General features: G+C 67.4%; 17 protein-coding genes and 2 pseudogenes. 6 read left to right on the top strand and 13 right to left on the bottom strand.

Annotated features, from left to right (window positions below):
* The first annotated feature begins 94 nt into the window (after positions 1-94).
* Positions 95-271, top strand: a complete 177-nt coding sequence (locus KIK06_RS10400; protein WP_268643006.1) for a hypothetical protein — start codon at positions 95-97, stop codon at positions 269-271.
* A 396-nt stretch (positions 272-667) separates the two neighbouring features.
* Here KIK06_RS10400 and KIK06_RS10395 read toward each other — a convergent pair whose 3' ends face one another.
* From KIK06_RS10395 to KIK06_RS10360, 8 genes are all read right to left on the bottom strand, one after another.
* Entirely contained in the window at positions 668-1,318 is a 651-nt protein-coding gene (locus tag KIK06_RS10395) for a hypothetical protein (RefSeq protein ID WP_268643005.1), read from the bottom strand.
* On the bottom strand, positions 1,305-1,826 hold the full coding sequence (locus tag KIK06_RS10390) for a hypothetical protein (protein WP_268643004.1): 522 nt from the start codon (positions 1,824-1,826) through the stop codon (positions 1,305-1,307). Before KIK06_RS10390 ends, KIK06_RS10395 begins: the two co-directional genes overlap by 14 nt.
* Before the next feature lie 95 nt (positions 1,827-1,921).
* Entirely contained in the window at positions 1,922-2,443 is a 522-nt protein-coding gene (locus KIK06_RS10385) for a hypothetical protein (RefSeq protein ID WP_268643003.1), read from the bottom strand.
* A 208-nt stretch (positions 2,444-2,651) separates the two neighbouring features.
* On the bottom strand, positions 2,652-3,251 hold the full coding sequence (locus KIK06_RS10380) for an IS630 family transposase (protein WP_268643002.1): 600 nt from the start codon (positions 3,249-3,251) through the stop codon (positions 2,652-2,654).
* Entirely contained in the window at positions 3,224-3,742 is a 519-nt protein-coding gene (locus KIK06_RS10375; RefSeq protein WP_268643001.1) for a winged helix-turn-helix domain-containing protein, read from the bottom strand. The genes KIK06_RS10380 and KIK06_RS10375 overlap by 28 nt, the downstream gene beginning before the upstream one ends.
* A 53-nt stretch (positions 3,743-3,795) precedes the next feature.
* Positions 3,796-4,224, bottom strand: coding sequence for a hypothetical protein (locus KIK06_RS10370; RefSeq protein WP_268643000.1), 429 nt, complete (start codon positions 4,222-4,224; stop codon positions 3,796-3,798).
* Between the two features lie 315 nt (positions 4,225-4,539).
* Entirely contained in the window at positions 4,540-4,785 is a 246-nt protein-coding gene (locus KIK06_RS10365; protein WP_268642999.1) for a hypothetical protein, read from the bottom strand.
* Between the two features lie 13 nt (positions 4,786-4,798).
* Complete coding sequence (locus KIK06_RS10360) at positions 4,799-5,371, bottom strand: TetR/AcrR family transcriptional regulator (protein ID WP_268642998.1); 573 nt, start codon at positions 5,369-5,371, stop codon at positions 4,799-4,801.
* A 54-nt stretch (positions 5,372-5,425) separates the two neighbouring features.
* Between KIK06_RS10360 and KIK06_RS10355 the strand changes: the two genes are divergently transcribed.
* The 4 genes from KIK06_RS10355 to KIK06_RS10340 all read left to right on the top strand — a co-directional run bounded on the left by KIK06_RS10355 (position 5,426) and on the right by KIK06_RS10340 (position 8,209).
* Positions 5,426-6,241 (top strand): SDR family NAD(P)-dependent oxidoreductase, encoded by an 816-nt coding sequence (locus tag KIK06_RS10355; RefSeq protein WP_268642997.1) that lies wholly within the window; start codon positions 5,426-5,428, stop codon positions 6,239-6,241.
* 314 nt (positions 6,242-6,555) lie between these two features.
* Positions 6,556-7,008: a hypothetical protein gene (locus KIK06_RS10350; protein WP_268642996.1), complete on the top strand. Its 453-nt coding sequence runs from the start codon at positions 6,556-6,558 to the stop codon at positions 7,006-7,008.
* 161 nt (positions 7,009-7,169) lie between these two features.
* Positions 7,170-7,592 (top strand): DUF5959 family protein, encoded by a 423-nt coding sequence (locus KIK06_RS10345; RefSeq protein ID WP_268642995.1) that lies wholly within the window; start codon positions 7,170-7,172, stop codon positions 7,590-7,592.
* Between the two features lie 32 nt (positions 7,593-7,624).
* Positions 7,625-8,209, top strand: a complete 585-nt coding sequence (locus KIK06_RS10340) for an Imm21 family immunity protein (protein WP_268642994.1) — start codon at positions 7,625-7,627, stop codon at positions 8,207-8,209.
* Positions 8,210-8,479: 270 nt separating this feature from the next.
* On the opposite strand, the pseudogene KIK06_RS10335 reads toward KIK06_RS10340, so the two are convergent.
* From KIK06_RS10335 to KIK06_RS10320, 4 genes and pseudogenes are all read right to left on the bottom strand, one after another.
* Positions 8,480-8,644 (bottom strand): annotated as a pseudogene (locus tag KIK06_RS10335) (IS5/IS1182 family transposase); the annotation flags it as partial.
* 110 nt (positions 8,645-8,754) lie between these two features.
* Positions 8,755-9,546, bottom strand: coding sequence for an IS21-like element helper ATPase IstB (gene istB, locus KIK06_RS10330; protein WP_268641605.1), 792 nt, complete (start codon positions 9,544-9,546; stop codon positions 8,755-8,757).
* Complete coding sequence (istA, locus tag KIK06_RS10325; protein ID WP_017602407.1) at positions 9,546-11,054, bottom strand: IS21 family transposase; 1,509 nt, start codon at positions 11,052-11,054, stop codon at positions 9,546-9,548. The genes istB and istA overlap by 1 nt, the downstream gene beginning before the upstream one ends.
* 128 nt (positions 11,055-11,182) lie before the next feature.
* On the bottom strand, positions 11,183-11,791 hold the full coding sequence (locus KIK06_RS10320) for a transposase family protein (RefSeq protein WP_268642993.1): 609 nt from the start codon (positions 11,789-11,791) through the stop codon (positions 11,183-11,185).
* Between the two features lie 420 nt (positions 11,792-12,211).
* Here KIK06_RS10320 and KIK06_RS10315 point away from each other — a divergent pair.
* A pseudogene (locus tag KIK06_RS10315) lies at positions 12,212-12,370 on the top strand (poly(ethylene terephthalate) hydrolase family protein); the annotation flags it as partial.
* 155 nt (positions 12,371-12,525) lie between these two features.
* Here KIK06_RS10315 and KIK06_RS10310 read toward each other — a convergent pair.
* Positions 12,526-13,674: a hypothetical protein gene (locus KIK06_RS10310; RefSeq protein ID WP_268642992.1), complete on the bottom strand. Its 1,149-nt coding sequence runs from the start codon at positions 13,672-13,674 to the stop codon at positions 12,526-12,528.
* Between the last annotated feature and the right edge of the window lie 638 nt (positions 13,675-14,312).

Genomic DNA, 14,312 nt, shown 5'->3' with positions numbered 1-14,312 from the left:
GCTTGGCACTGATCGGTACGCACGAGCTGCTCATGTGCGATTTCCGCCCCACTGCCCGGAGTTACGCATCGCGTACGCACGTGGTCAGCAAGGTTTGCCAGGTACCGAAGCCAAACACGAGATCACCCCCGAGTCGTTCCCGCCGTTCCAACCCAGAGCATGGCAGTGGGTCGAAGAACAGGAGAGAGCGATCGGTGAGCTGCCGACCGCGAAGGCGATCGCCGGTCGGTTCGGCGGTAAGGAGAGCAGGGGAAGGTTGGACAAGGGGTGAGGGCTCCAGGGATGACATGCAGTGGCCGGAGACGGCCCCGATGCCGTAGCCGATCGGTGTCGCCGGCCTGCCAGTCGGAACAGTGTCTGATTCAGTGAGCGCACGAGTCCGATGCTGGGATTCGGCTGTTCTTGGCGGACGGCCCGGTTGGAGAAGACGCTTCTCCGGAGTGACTCGAGGCCATCGGATGAGAAGTCCGGTGATCTGGTGCCGCCACGTGTCTTTTCGTGCCGTTTCATGTCACCCCATCCGATCCGTCCTGCCGTCTGAGGCCGTGTGATGCCGCCCGGTGTCGTGTCAGTACGGAACTGAAGAGCACGAACGGAGCACACACGGGCCGCTGGCGGCGTCCGATTGTTGGGCCGGAGAATTCCTGGACTGCTGCACGGGAAAAGTTCACCCATCTTTGTTAGGGCGATGCGGGTTTCTTCTGTCATGCGCTTCTATCAACTGGTAGATGTCCTGTTGGCCGTCGGCGTGGTGGCCGGTGATTCGGCTGATGCGGGAGGTGTTCGCCTCCGGGACGATCTCCAGTCTGGTGATGTGATCGGCGGCGGCCCCGTCGTAGGGGGAGGGGGTTCTCCGGTTCGGGGTGGCGCTCAACACCGGACCTGGAGAGCCGGGCACGGTCGTGACCTCGGTGAGGAAACCGAGGATTCTGTGGGGTTCGATGAGTTCGGCGAACCAGTCTCCCGCCCAGAAGGCCCAGTCCACCTCGTGTGCGGCTCGTGGATCGACGTGCTGTTCGGTGGTGTGGCCGCCCATGTGCAGGTGGACGGTGTCCCCGTGGCGGCTGATGTGCCGGTCGTCTGCTCGCACGGTCCATACATCGTGGTTTTCGATTTCCAGATGGCGTCGCAGGTGGGTGACCCGATCGTTGTCGCGGTTCCGATAAGGGGTGAAACCGCGTCGTGGTTCTCCCTCCGGGGTCACCGTTGGTGCGACCATGTGTGCTTCGGCGATGAACAGGCCGCGGGCTGGTAGTACGGCGGTGGCGGTAAGCCTGGCCAGGGCCTCTACGGCTGCGGTCTGGTTATTGTCGTTCATGAGGCATTCCCTTCCTCATGCAGGTGGGTGTGGTGTCCTTCCAGGCGTAGGAGACGTACTCTTCGGCGGGTCCATCGGGGGTGTGCTCCGGTCTGATCCATGTGGCCTGGAGGACGTGGTAGGGGAGACACCCGGATGGCCCGGTTTTCAGTTGGATGGTGCCCTCGTCCAGCGAGTAGTAGACGCAGCCTTCCCGCGGAGCCGCCGTGTTTGGTTGGAGCCGTTCTACGCACCTTTCCTCGGTGGAGGTGTCCTCGTCGGGGATACCGTGCTCGTTGACGTTGGGAAAGGAGAGCATGACGACACGTATGGGTGCGCTGCCTGTGAGGATCCTGGCTTGTTCCGGGTTCTGATGGAGTTCAGGCCAGGTGAGGCTCTCAGGAGGGGATTCCGGGCCTCCTCCCAGGGTGGAGAGGAGTGGTGGGAGTTCCTGGTCTCCGATCTCCAGGAGCGGGGGTTCCGATGGCGGGGTGCGTTCGGAGACCTGTCTCCAGACGATGCCAGGCACGGTTTCTCCATGAGAAGGAGTGAGGGGAGGAGTGGAGCACGACGTGAGGAGGAGGCAGGCTCCCACGCAAGGCCATGCTCCGAGAACGAAGCTCCTCAGCCACATGAGATCACGTTGTCGTTCTCCTCATACGCTGCGGCGGAGAAGGTCTGCGCGCCTGTGCTGACTTCTCCGAACCCCTCAGTGCGGTACCGGTATTGGCTGCCCTTGTCGCAGGGGGCAGTGATGGTTCGGCGGTATTCCTGCACGTTGCCGCTGGTCTTCGTCTTCGGGCCGAGAGCGGAGATGCGCTGCCAGCCGAACCAGCGTGAACGGTAGGTCTTCGCTGAGACGGTGTTGGAGACCAGGGGCAGGTCCCTGCAGAAGCTGGTGACCCGTGTGTGGATCTCCTTGTACTGGGCACTGTAATGCGGGTAGTTGACCTGGATGCCGCAGTTTCCGCTGGGCTTTTGGACCCGTTCTTGGGGCGTGTACGGGGCCTCGGAGCGAGGGAGGCCTGGGGTGGCCTCGTCTTGATCCTGGGAGTGGGCGGTTGTGGTGGTCAGGCTCCAAGTCATCGTTACGGCGCTGGTCACGACAGCGAGGCGGCGGAGCCAGGGGTGTTCAAGGGTGCGCATGCACACAAGTTATCACTGAGAGTAATTGCCTTGCTGCGCTTAGTGTCCTGATGGTTCCAGGGTATGACGAGGATCCCGGTGTACGCGATTGAGTCTCCAGCGGCGAGTGGCAGGACCGCCTCCCGTCACTTACTGGTGCACCCCCATGCATGCGAAGGCTTCTGACCTGCGAACGTTTTCGCAGGTCAGAAGCTTACTGAGTTTTTCGTTAGTTCTTCGGGTATGAGGGGTGGATCTCCAGGCCGGTGTGGGTCAGGAAGGACCACGCGAGCCGCTCGTCCGCGCAGATGCGGTTGATGCCTTGTTCTGCTGCGTCGGCGACGTCGGCCAGGTGATCACCGGCCACGTTGGCCAACTCCCGCGCCTTGATGGCCGACCACAGCATCTCCACGGGGTTGAGTTCGGGGGCGTAGGCGGGCAGACGCTCCAGGGTGAGCCAGTCCTGGTCTGCCACCCAGGCGCGCATGGCCCGGCTCCAGTGCGCGCTCAACCCGTCCCAGACCAGCACCACCCGCTCGCCCTCGTAGAAGCGTTTGAGCTGTTCGAGTACCGCGATCAGCGCGTCGGCGTCATAGCTGCCCGGACGCAGGTCGAAGCACAACCGGGCCCCGCGTCCGGCCTCGGCGGCGTGGTATCCCAACGCGGCGGCCATCGAGGCGCGTTTCCAGTTCAACCGGTGGGTCAGGGTGGGGGTGCGGCCGCGGGGTGCGTAGGCGCGGCGCACCTGGGGCAGCAGCGAGATGCCCGATTCGTCGAAGAACACGATCCATGCCCGATTCTTCAGTGCCCCCTTTTGATGCGTGGCCACTCGTGCGCCACCCACCGGGCGATCTCAGACTCGTCGCGCTCGGCGGCCGTGCGCTGGGGTCGTTGCAGGCTCCAGTCCAACCGCACGGTCAGTAGCCGCCATACCGACGCAGGGGCCAACTCCACCCCCGTCACGCGCTCGACCACCAGCCCCACCCGCTCCAAGGCCCACAACTCGGAGGCGAAGCCATGGGCCTGGGCGCCCTGCTCCAAGGCGGCACGGACCTGCTTCACCTGCTCCTCGGCCAACTTGGGAGGCCGCCCCGTAGGCGGGCGACGACGCAGCGCCGCCACCCCGCCCTGTTCCCACAGGCGTTTCCCGCGCCGGACACTGTCCGCGCAGACGCCGAGTATCCGGGCGATCTCGGCCTGGGAATGGTCGCCTTGGTCAAAGAGTTCGGCTGCGCGCATACGCCGGGCCTCGGCCAGCTGCGGGCGGGTCAGCGGCGGGACGGCTTCCTCAGAAGCAGGGGGCTCGGTTGTGAGGGGCATACCGTGATGCTCGCACGACCAATCCCCTCATACCCGAAGAACTAACGAAAAACTCAGTAGTCCTCCCCCTGTCTTAACAGCCTTCGCAGGAGCCTGATGACGTCACTGTCCCCGCCGTGTGGATCGTTGAGCTGACAGAGGAGATCGGTGACGAAGGCGAACTGCACAGCGGGCGTCCACTTCGCCAACAGGTCCATCAGGTCAGGCAGTGCCCGGGCGTAGACCCACTCCAGCGGACCAAACAGCCCCTCCACACAGACCAGATACCGGGGCTCCTGAGGGCGGTGGTGGATGGTGACCGTGATCGGCGCGTTCACCAGCACGGCCGGATCCCCGATCCGTGCCCACAACTCGTACCCGGCCGCGGAGATCGCAGCGTCCAGCGAGACGCCCTCAGACCAGGAACGTCCCACCGGGTCGTAACCCCTGTTCCAGACCCCGTCCGCGTAGCACAAGGTCGTCTCCTTGTTGGTTTCACCCATCCACCCGTCTCCACTCACTCTGCGTCGGTGTACAAGGAACGGACATGACATTGGCGGCTGTAGCCGCCGGCGCGACCCAGCTCCAGCTTGTCGGAGATCGCGGCGTTGTTGAGCCCCTGCCCGACTGGCCCGACGCCGACACGGGTGTGCTGTTCCTGAACCGGCGCGGCGGACGGTTGGGTGGAAAGGGGTGGTGAATCTGCTCCCGGACAAGGATCACGGTCGAAGCCGACGTGGTCGATGAACAGGCGCCGAAGACGCGACCCGACGACCACGGCGGGCTCGCCTCCGGTCTCCCCGGCATCAGCGCCAGGCTCACTCACTGATCGGAAAGGCTGAGCGGCACTCACCCTCCCACGGTTTTTCCGGTCTCCAGCGACGGCCGCGCCCGGCGGCGAGGAGGGCTCCGGCGCTGCCAGAACTCAGCGACATGACCATGTCGCAGTAGGCCTCGACCGCTTCCAGAACCCATCGATAAGCGCTGTCACTTCTCATCGACACAGCCGGGCTGTCGAGGTCGCAGATCACCGGATCTTCAGGGCCGGGGATGAGGTTGCCCATGAACGTGGCATGGCTAGGCGAGGATGCCGTGGAGCACCTGGTCGCAGAGCTGTTCCAGGAACGCCGGGTCGCTCGGATCCGTGTCGGCCATCGCCCGGCCCAGAACGGCGAGCAGTATCCCTCCGAGCACGGCGTTGGCGGCGTCGGAGACGTCGACAGCTCTGATCGCGCCGCTGGCGTGGCACTCCGTGAGGAGCTCCCGGAGCGGTCCGGCGATCCATTCGTCGTTGGCTTCCAGGGCCTCGGCCATCCGACCCGCCGCCCCGAGCGCGCCCAGTAGGCCCACGCACACACCCGGTCGGTGCGCCAGGTAGGCGGAGAGAGCAGCCACCATCTCCCGTAACCGCTGCTCAGGCGGACCGTCCGGGTCGATCGCCTTGCGAACCGCCTGGGCTCCGTCCTGGGTGTGCGCGGTCAGAAGGAAGACGAGCAGGTCGTCGCGACCGGCGAAGTAGTAGTACAGCGTGGCCCGCGACGCCCCGACCTGGTTGGCGATGTCCTCCAGTCGCGGCGGCGGCGTGGCACGCAACACTTGCTCGCTGATGTCGAGCAGGCGCTGCGCAAGGTCGTCAGGTGGTCTCTTCACGGCGGACAGCCTATCCGCTTGCCCTGGATTCGAACTTAGATTACAGTCCAAACCATGGTTCAAATCTTGTCCTATGGCCCCTGGGCGGTCGTGACCGGAGCTTCGTCCGGTATCGGCCGCGCCTTCGCCGAACAACTCGCTGAGGCCGGACTGCACCTGGTTCTCGCCGCCCGATCCACCGACCGACTGGAAGCGCTCGGTGCTGAACTCACTCAGGCCCACGGCATCGAGTGCCGGATCGTCACCGTCGACCTCAGCCGCACGGGTGCCGCCGAGACCATCGTCGACGCGACCGCCGACCTTGACGTCGGTCTGCTGATCTCGAACGCCGGCGCCGGAATGCCCGGCCGGCTCCTCGACCAGGACGTGGCCGACCTGCACCGCCGCCACACCGTCAACGCCACCGCGCACCTGGACCTGGCCCACGCCTTCGGTCGGCGGTTCGCCGCCCACGGCCGTGGCGGCATGGTCCTCGTCTCGGCCCTGGGTGCGATGCACGGGTTGCCCAACATGGCCCACGAAAGCGCCTCCAAGGCCTACGTGCTCAACCTCGGAGAGGCCCTCCACTACGAACTGGCCTCGGCCGGAGTGGACGTCATGGTTCTGCTGCCGGGAAACGTGGACACACCGGTCATGGACGCCTACGGCATCGACCGCGCGTCGATGCCCATCCGGCCGTTCCCGGTCCGGGCCGCCGTGAGGGAGGCGCTGGCCGCGTTCTTGCGGGGCCGCTCCACGCACGTGCCGGACCGTCGCATGAGGGTGATGTCTCGCCTGCTGCCTCGCGCCCTTTCCATTCGGATCAACGGACGCATGCTGGGCCGGGCCGCTCGGACCCTGGCTGAACGTGAGGCCGCCGCGTCCCGGTGAGGGAGAGGTGCCGGTCCCCAGAGCGGCCGGTCTCGGGGGGCGTCCCACAAGGCCGCTGAGGGGGCACGGCCCTGCCCGTGAGCTACCCGTCGGTCGGTTCGTGCTGGGGGTGATGGAGGCTGTGGCGTGCACCGGCTTCAGTGGAGCCGTGTTGCCGGATTCTCAGGCCACGGTGCTCGGTTGTCTGTATAGCTGCACAACGGCCCCGAGGCGATGTCCATCTCGAACCCGAACCTGTGGAGCTCTCCCCGTAGACAGACACACCTCAGGGGCCGTTCCACCTGTCCGTGTGGGACGACGGGCGGGCGGAGGCTGTGAGTGATGACGTCCTGTCGGTCATCGCGACCGACCCGTACTGGCAGCCCGACCGCGTTGCCGCGGTCGCGGCCACCCTGGCCTCGAGGGCCTCCACCAAGGCGGCTGCCGGGGTCGACATCACCTGGCATGACACGCCCGCCTTGGTCGACTGCGGACAGAACCTGGACAGGATCGGCTGCCCGCACTGCCGTGCGTCGATCGACACCCATGGGTGGGCCGAACGGCTCGAAGTCCACGGTGGGGACGGTTTCGCCTCGCTGACCGTTGTGGTGCCCTGCCGCGGCGCTCGGACGTCGCTGGAGGTGTTGGACTACGACCGGCCGTGCGGCTTCGCCCGGTTCCAGGTCACCGGCTGGAACCCGGAACGCGACTGGTTCGACGAGGAGGAGACCACCGCCCCCGCAGAGGCGCTCGGCCACCTCGTGCGCCAGATCAGGGCGCACATCTGACGCCCGCTCTTTGCCTGCGCCGTCAACGGTCCGGGGGAGGAAGGGTCCCTGGAGGGCGAACCCACGGTGTGGGTGGCGGTCGGCGCGCCGGTTGTCTTGGGGGTGGTGTAGCAAGGATCGGGGCCGACCTGGTCCGTTGGGTATCCCTAGGAGGTTCGTCGGTGAGCGGAAAGCAGTCGTTGGAGCTCTTCCGGTTCTCTGATCCTGGGCAGAGTGTGGCCGTCGTGGTCGAGTGCGGTGATTCCCGGACGGTGGGAGCAGCAGAACCACAGCGCTATCACCCCGCCCTCCTCGTGGTGGAGAGCGATTTCGTCAGCGGCCGTCTCCAACTGGCGCTCTCGGACGGGGACCTGGACGACTGGGAGCGCTGCCTGGACGCGCTCGATGCCGAGGAGCGGGTCGAGTGGCCCCCGGGCGACCGCACCCCTTGGTTGGAAGTGGTGCCCGACGATCCGGTGGAGGTGACCGTGCACGACATGCCCTCGACACAGATCGCGGTGCGCGTGCCGATCGGTGTCACGGATGAGTGGGTGGAGGAGAACCGGGCGCGGCTGGAACGGGTCCGCAAGGCCGTTGAGCTGTGAGCGGCCACGGTCCTGGTTGGGGAGTCGGTGGTATGAGCGCTTCTCCGGCCCCTCGTGCCGATGGGGGTCCTCCCTCCCCCACGTGGGTGGATTCACTGGGCGGTCCGTTGGTCGTCATCCCTGTGTCGGCACTGGCCGCGTGGAGCGGCGGCACGCCAACCGGGGTCCTCATGGGAGGGGATGTCCCAGACGACTACGACCGGGCGTGCGCGGTGGACGGTCTGGCTGGGGTGCTCCCCGTGGGCGACGGCGGCGGGCAGGCGCTGGTCCTGGGGGCGGAGTCCGACACCAGTGGCTATCTGCCCGGGCACCGGGCCTTCCTGCGCTGGCTCGCCGCTGACTCCGAATCCGACCTGAGGGGCGCGGCTGAGGGTGTGCTGGCCGATCCGGCCACGGGGTGGGAGGAGTGCGGCACCTGGGTGACGGACGGTCCGGCGGTGCTCATGGACGCCGCTGTGCCGGGGGCGGACCTGAACGAGGTGTATCCCGACGGAGGGGTACCTGAGCAGGCACCTGTGTTCTTGCCGTCCGGCCGGTGGCGGGTGCGAGCGACCCAGACGTGGGCGGATCCACACACCTGTGTCGGGTTGGCGCAGCTCCTGCCCGCTGGTGCCTGAGGGGGTCTCAGGCTGGAGGTATGTGAGAAGGCGAAGACCTGAGTGATCCGGTTCCGCCTCGGCCCCCGGGCCCATCCGCGCGGCGACTCGTGTGTGATGACATCACATACCCCATTTGAACTGGGGTTTTTGGTATCCCCGGCAGGGTTCGAACCTGTGGTCATCGGACGAGAAGTCTCTTCTGGGAGAAGCCTGCTGTGTCCACTTCCGGCCAAGGGTTCACGTCCAGTGCTTGGGTGCCGTAAACCCGCACCCATCAGTGAGCGCTTTTCATCGTGCTTCGCGGAGTTGAAGTACGAGCACGGCTCGGGTGATCTCGCCGGCCCGCTGTGGGCGGCACCGCAACCAGCGTAGGACACCCCAGTTCTTGAGCTGGGCGATGGCCCGCTCACCAGGTGCGCGGAGCTTGGCGTGGTCGGAGTTGGCGTCCTTTGTCAATGGCCAGTGTGTTTTCCCCGCAGGCGGCCAGTAGTTCTCCCCACTGACGGCCAGGCCGATCTCCCCAACGGCGGCCAGATAAGTCCCCGCCGTGGTGGTGTCCGAGGTCAACTCAACGCCTTCACCCCCGCTCCCGAGGTCGCCTGAGCAAGCCGGAAACTGTCACCCTGGGTCACCACGACATGGGCGTGGTGCAGGAGCCGGTCAACCGTCGCGGTCGCCAACGTCTTGGGCATGATCTCGTCGAACCCCGACGGGTGCAGGTTGCTGGAAACCACCAACGACCTGCGCTCATAGGCGGCGTCCACCAGCCTGTAGAACCCCTCGGCCGCATCGGCCGAGACCGGTAGCAGCCCGATATCGTCGACCACGATCAAGTCCGCGCGCAGCAGCCGTGTCACGGCCCTGGCCATGGAGTCGTCCGCCCGGTGCCTGCGAACCAGCACCCCCAGGTCCTCGATGGTGTGCCAGGCCACCGTCATCCCCGCCTCGACCGCGGCGTGCCCCAGCGCCTCGCAAAAGTGCGACTTGCCCGTCCCCGAGGGCCCGCAGATACTCAGGTTCTCCCGCCTGGCCACCCACTCCAGCGTCTTGAGCGCGTCCTGGGTGGGTCGGGCGATGCAGGAGGCGGTCTCGTCCCAGTCCCCGAACGTCTTGCCAGTGGGGAAGTTCGCCCGCTTGCGGCGGGTGCGCAGGTTGGTCTGGTCGCGTCCAGCGGCTTCCTCGGCCAGCAGGACGCGGACCACCTCGGCTGGGTCCCACCGCTGCGCCTTGGCGGTGGGGATCACGTCGGCCATGGCCTTGCGCAGGTAGGGGAGCCGCAACCGGCGGGTGAGCTCGACGGCCTCGGCCATCGGCTCGGCGGGCGGTCCGGCAACGGTGCGGATCGGGGTGCTCATCACTGCTCGCTCTCGTCGTCGCGGGGCAGGCCGAAGGAGGACCAGGCCGAGGTGCCCGGCTGCAGGCTGTGGTCCTCGCTGGCGCGGGTGGGCTCGGCGGCAGGGCGTCCGGCCTGGTGGGCCAAGATGGCGATCAGGTCGTTCTCGGCGAACCGGCCCGCGATCGCCGCGGTCCCCAGCGCCCGGTCAACCTCGGCCGGAGTGTGCAGCTTGGCCAGAGCGACGGCCTCGGCCATCTTGGGCTTGATCCGGCGGGTGCCCACCGAGGCGGCTTCGACCAGCCAGGACGCGGCTCCGGGCCCCAGGGTCAGGAACGCGGCCTCCTCGGCGCTGTGGGCTCTGGGGGTGCGGTCGCCTTCCTTGTCGCCCCGCTCGGGGTAGTGGTCGTCGCTGATGCTCGGGTTGCCCGGGGTGGAGCGCCCGTGGCGGGCCACCTCCTCGGGGCCGCGTTCGCCGACGGCGGTGACGATCAGCTCCTCGCCGTGGAAGCGGGCCCAGACACGGGTGTCGACCAGGTGGTGGGGGACGGAGTAGCGAACCCCCTCCACCGAGATCGTGCTGTCCCAATTGACCCGCCTTGTGGTGCCAAACGCGATGGTGAACGGTTCGGCGGGCAGCGGGTGCAGCCGGGTGCGCTCCTCGGCCAACGCTTCGGTGGGACGGCGGCGGGTTTCCCGGTGGATCCGGTCGTTGACCTGGTCGGTGAAGGCGCGGCAGGCGGTTTCCAGGTCGCCGAAGGTGCGGAAACCCTCGGCCAGGTTGACGTCGGTGGGCACCAGGTCGGCCTTGGCGATGCGCACTGTGGCCTCCGATCCGCCCTTGGTCTGCGGGTCGGCCGGGACGCAGGTGCGGATCGTCATCCCGTAGTGGCGGGCGACCTGCACGATCTCGGGGTTGCGGACCGCGATCCCGGCGATGTGGGCTTCGGTGACGGTCTTCTCGTTGTCGGTGAGGGCGTAGGCGGGCACCCCGCCGAGTCGGCGCAGGGTGGCGTCCAGGCAGGCGACCACGGTGGGCAGGGTCTTGTCGAAGACCGGGATGATCACGCGGTAGCGGGACCAGGCCAGCCAGGCGCACCACAGGTGGGTGCGCCGCCCCCGGATCTTGGGGCCTTCTCCCCAGTCCCACTGCATCCACAGGCCTGGTTCGGGGATCCAGGGCCGGAACACCCGCCGTTTCCCGGCCCGGTAGCGGTCCTTGACCTGGGCGACCACCCGCCGGGTGGTGCGCTCGCCGCCGGTGAAGCCCATCGCGGTGATGCGCCGGTGGACGACATCGGCGCGGACCCTGCCTTGGGAGCGGTTGACGAGTTCCTCGATCTTGTCGAGGTAGTCGTCGATGGGGCGGGCGCGGTGGGTGCGCTGCTCGGGGCTTTGGCCGGTCTCGCGGAGTTTGACGTAGCGGGCGACGGTGTGGTGGTCGCACCCGGCCAGTTCGGCCGCTGCCCGGTAACTCCCGGTGAGGTCGTAGGCCTCCAGGATTTCCATGATCTCCCTGCTGCTCTTCACCCGGTCAACCCTCGCCGACCGGTGTTTGTCCTGGTCAGGCGGGGAGGTATCTGGCCATCAGTGGGGAGTGTCGTGGCCGTGGGCGGGGCCTTAAGTGGCCGCCTATGGGGAGTATCTACTGTCCGCTGTCAGTCCTTCTTCCACTGGGGCTTTTCCCGGCCCTTGAACGGGTAGAACACGACCTGCGACAGGCCCACGTACCTCTTGTCACCCAGGCCCGGCAGCCTGGCGGCGGCGATGCGCTCGGCGATCCTCCACACCCGGGCGGCTCTGACATCGTGCACCGATCCCAGCAACGACCATGAGGTCCACAGGGGTTCACCGTCCGGGGCCGCGGCGACCTGGATGCTCATGCCGTGCCGCTGATGTTTGCCGGAGTGGAACGGGCGGTCGGCCGCGACACGGTCGCAGCCGATCAGCGTGCCGTCCACGATCACGTAGGCCCCCACGACGTCGTGTGCGGCACAGCCCCTGTCCCAGGGTGGGCACCCGCTGGGCGAGCAGGGCCGTGGTCTCGTGCACGCATGCGCCAGGCGGTCGTGGTGCCCCCCGAACCCTGCCGTGATCTGGGCGAACGGCTCGCCCTTGTACAGGTGGACCAACACGAGCAAGGCCTGCTGTGCCGGGTGCGGGCGCCGCCACCGGGAGCGGGTGTCCTCGCGGTGGGCGCGGATGGTGCGGGCGGCCAGGTTCAGGGGCCGACGTGACAACGGCAGCGCGGCGGGATGGAACAGCACCAGAGCCCTTGGTGCGGCAGGTTTTCTTGGTCGTTGACCCACCTACCAGGGGCCTCTCGCTGTCAGGGGTGGTTCCGCACGGGTGGTACAGGCCTGTGACCAGCAGTTTCAGGGTGAAAAGGGATCACTGTGCATCCGAATCCCCGGATTCGCCATCCCCTACGAGGACTGGCATCCCCCATGCGGCGCGCCCTGACCCGAGCGACGGCGGTCTCGACCGCGATGGCTCTGACCCTGTCACTACTGACCGCTCCGTCCGCTCTGGCTGACGAGGACGACACGACCGGAACCGACCCGAGCTCGTCCGAGGAAGAACGGGACGCCCTCGCGCTTGCCGAGGAGACCGGGGAGCGGGTAGAGATCGTTGGGGCTGACGGACGAGAAGACCCAGCACTTCGCCAACCCCGACGGCACACGTCGAACACCAACAACACCCCGATCGCACGGAACAGCATCGCCTGGCTGAAGCTATTCGTGGACGAGGACGGGCGGTACGAGCAGTTCCCGTGCCCGCCGCCCCGCACGGGCTGGTTCTCGGACTACTCCGATTGCCGGGACACCTGCCCTTACGGCACATGATCCTCGCGTGAGAAACGGCGGGCCGCCGTTCCCGTTTCCCTCCACGGGCGCGTGGTCGGGCGGAGGGCCTGGGCCCTACCGCCCCTTCCTGCCGGAATGATGTGCGGTCACCTGGAGCTGAGGTTCTCGAAAGGATGGACCCGCACGGTAGGCGGTCAGCGGGAGTACAGGTTGAGGACCACAGCGCCGCTGGGACCGTGGCACAGGTCAGGCCGCCAGGCGCCGTCATCGGAGACGCGCCGCGACCACACGCATTCCAGGCCGCCGATCTCGATCGGTTCGGAGGGGCCGCTCTGGAAGACAGACGTGGGATCGTGGTCCTCCGACACCATCTGGTCGGCGATCGACACGGCATCCTCACAGGTAAGGGTCCAGGTGTGGGTGACCACCAACCACTCCTGCCCGTCCGCCTCGACCCGGTCGCAGAAGGGGTGGCTCAGCTGGTGCGTGTTGACCGGCCACCAGAAGTCGTTGAGGTTCGACTCACTCTCATGGTGGTCCTCCGGGACGGGCGGGGCCGTCGGCTCGTCCAGAACGGACAGCTCAAGCACGAACCGGGCCTCGTCGACGGTGAACTCCATCCGTTCCGGGGCCCCGGCATCCGAGAGCCATATGCGCCCGGTCCCGTCCTGGGGGCGCACGCGCCCGAAATCCAGGTCCCAGGCAGCCACGTCTCCCTCGACCAACAGACCCTCGTAGGAGGCGGCATCGGGATCGTCGGGGCCGAGCAACTCCAGGCCCTCATCCGCCGCCAGCGAGGACAACAGGCGAGCGAAGAGCTCTGGGCCGTAGTCATCGGGCGGAAACTGCGCGGACTTCTCCTCACCGGTGTTGCTGCCGTCCAACTCCCGGATGGTGATGGGGTCGCGCGTCTCGTCATAGACGAATCCGCCGTCGGCGTTGGCGCCATCCTCCTCCCGAAAGGCGATGGAGACGCCCGGCTCGGTATAGACGAACGCACCGTCGGCGTTGGCGACCAGTGCGTAGCCCAGGTCCAGGTCGACGGGTTCGATGCTGAAAACCTGCTCGGCACCGCCCGCGTAGCGCATCTCGAACTCGATCTCGCCCTCGGGCCACAGTTGCGCGGCGACACCGTCCTCGGTGCGATCGACCGCCTCGTCGTAGTCGATCGTGTAGGAGCGTGTGGCCTCGACTCGCAGCCCCGGTGTCTCCTCGATCAGGGCCGCGGCGGCCAGGAGCTCTTCGCGGGGGTCCACCCTCAGGTAGGTGTCGTAGACGACATAGCCGCCCATAACGGCGAGGACGGTTCCCACGCTCGCGCCCGCGATCGCCAGGGCCCTCATGGTGCTCCGGCCTGGCCACCTTCGCCCTGCGGGCGGGTGGGAGCCAAAGTGGCCGGGGCCCTCAGCCTCCTCGGAGGACGGTCCGGGAGGCGGGGGTGGACTGGAAGGGGGAGTAACATCCATCGAATTAGCTTGTCCAGGGGCCGTCACCGGTGTCAAAGTGCCCGGTTCGTGGCAGGGCTGGTTCGAAGTCGGGATGGTGAGGTATCAGCGCTGGTCACAGGACCGTAGCGATCCGCTTGAAACCCGCACCAACGAGCAATGGAGCCCGCTAGAAGGTCAGGGGCTCTCGCGTCTTCGACTTCCAAGGGACTCCGTTGCGCCCCCAGTCTGCCATCAGGGCTCGTTCTCGCGGATCTGGCGCCTGCCGGTTTCCTGTCGGCGGCGGCGGACCCTCAGCGCGAGCTTGGCGTGGGGGAGGGCGATGCCGCCGAGACTGTCGGCGACGCCCACCACTGTGAGGGGCCGGGACTCGCGGCGGCCACGGCCCGTCTGTGGAGCGGTGCGGGCGATCGGAGTCTTGCTTCAGGGCAGGGCCGGGATCTGGGCGTGCGGGGTGGGCTGGTTGCGGCATGATCACGTGTGCGGCCGCTTCCCTCCCATGTGGCCGTGAGGGGCGAGGTGCGTTGTCGTTGCAG

Origin of the sequence: Nocardiopsis sp. EMB25, from assembly GCF_026797795.1 — a bacterium.
Classification (GTDB): domain Bacteria; phylum Actinomycetota; class Actinomycetes; order Streptosporangiales; family Streptosporangiaceae; genus Nocardiopsis; species Nocardiopsis lucentensis.
This window is presented reverse-complemented; position numbering and strand designations above follow the sequence as displayed.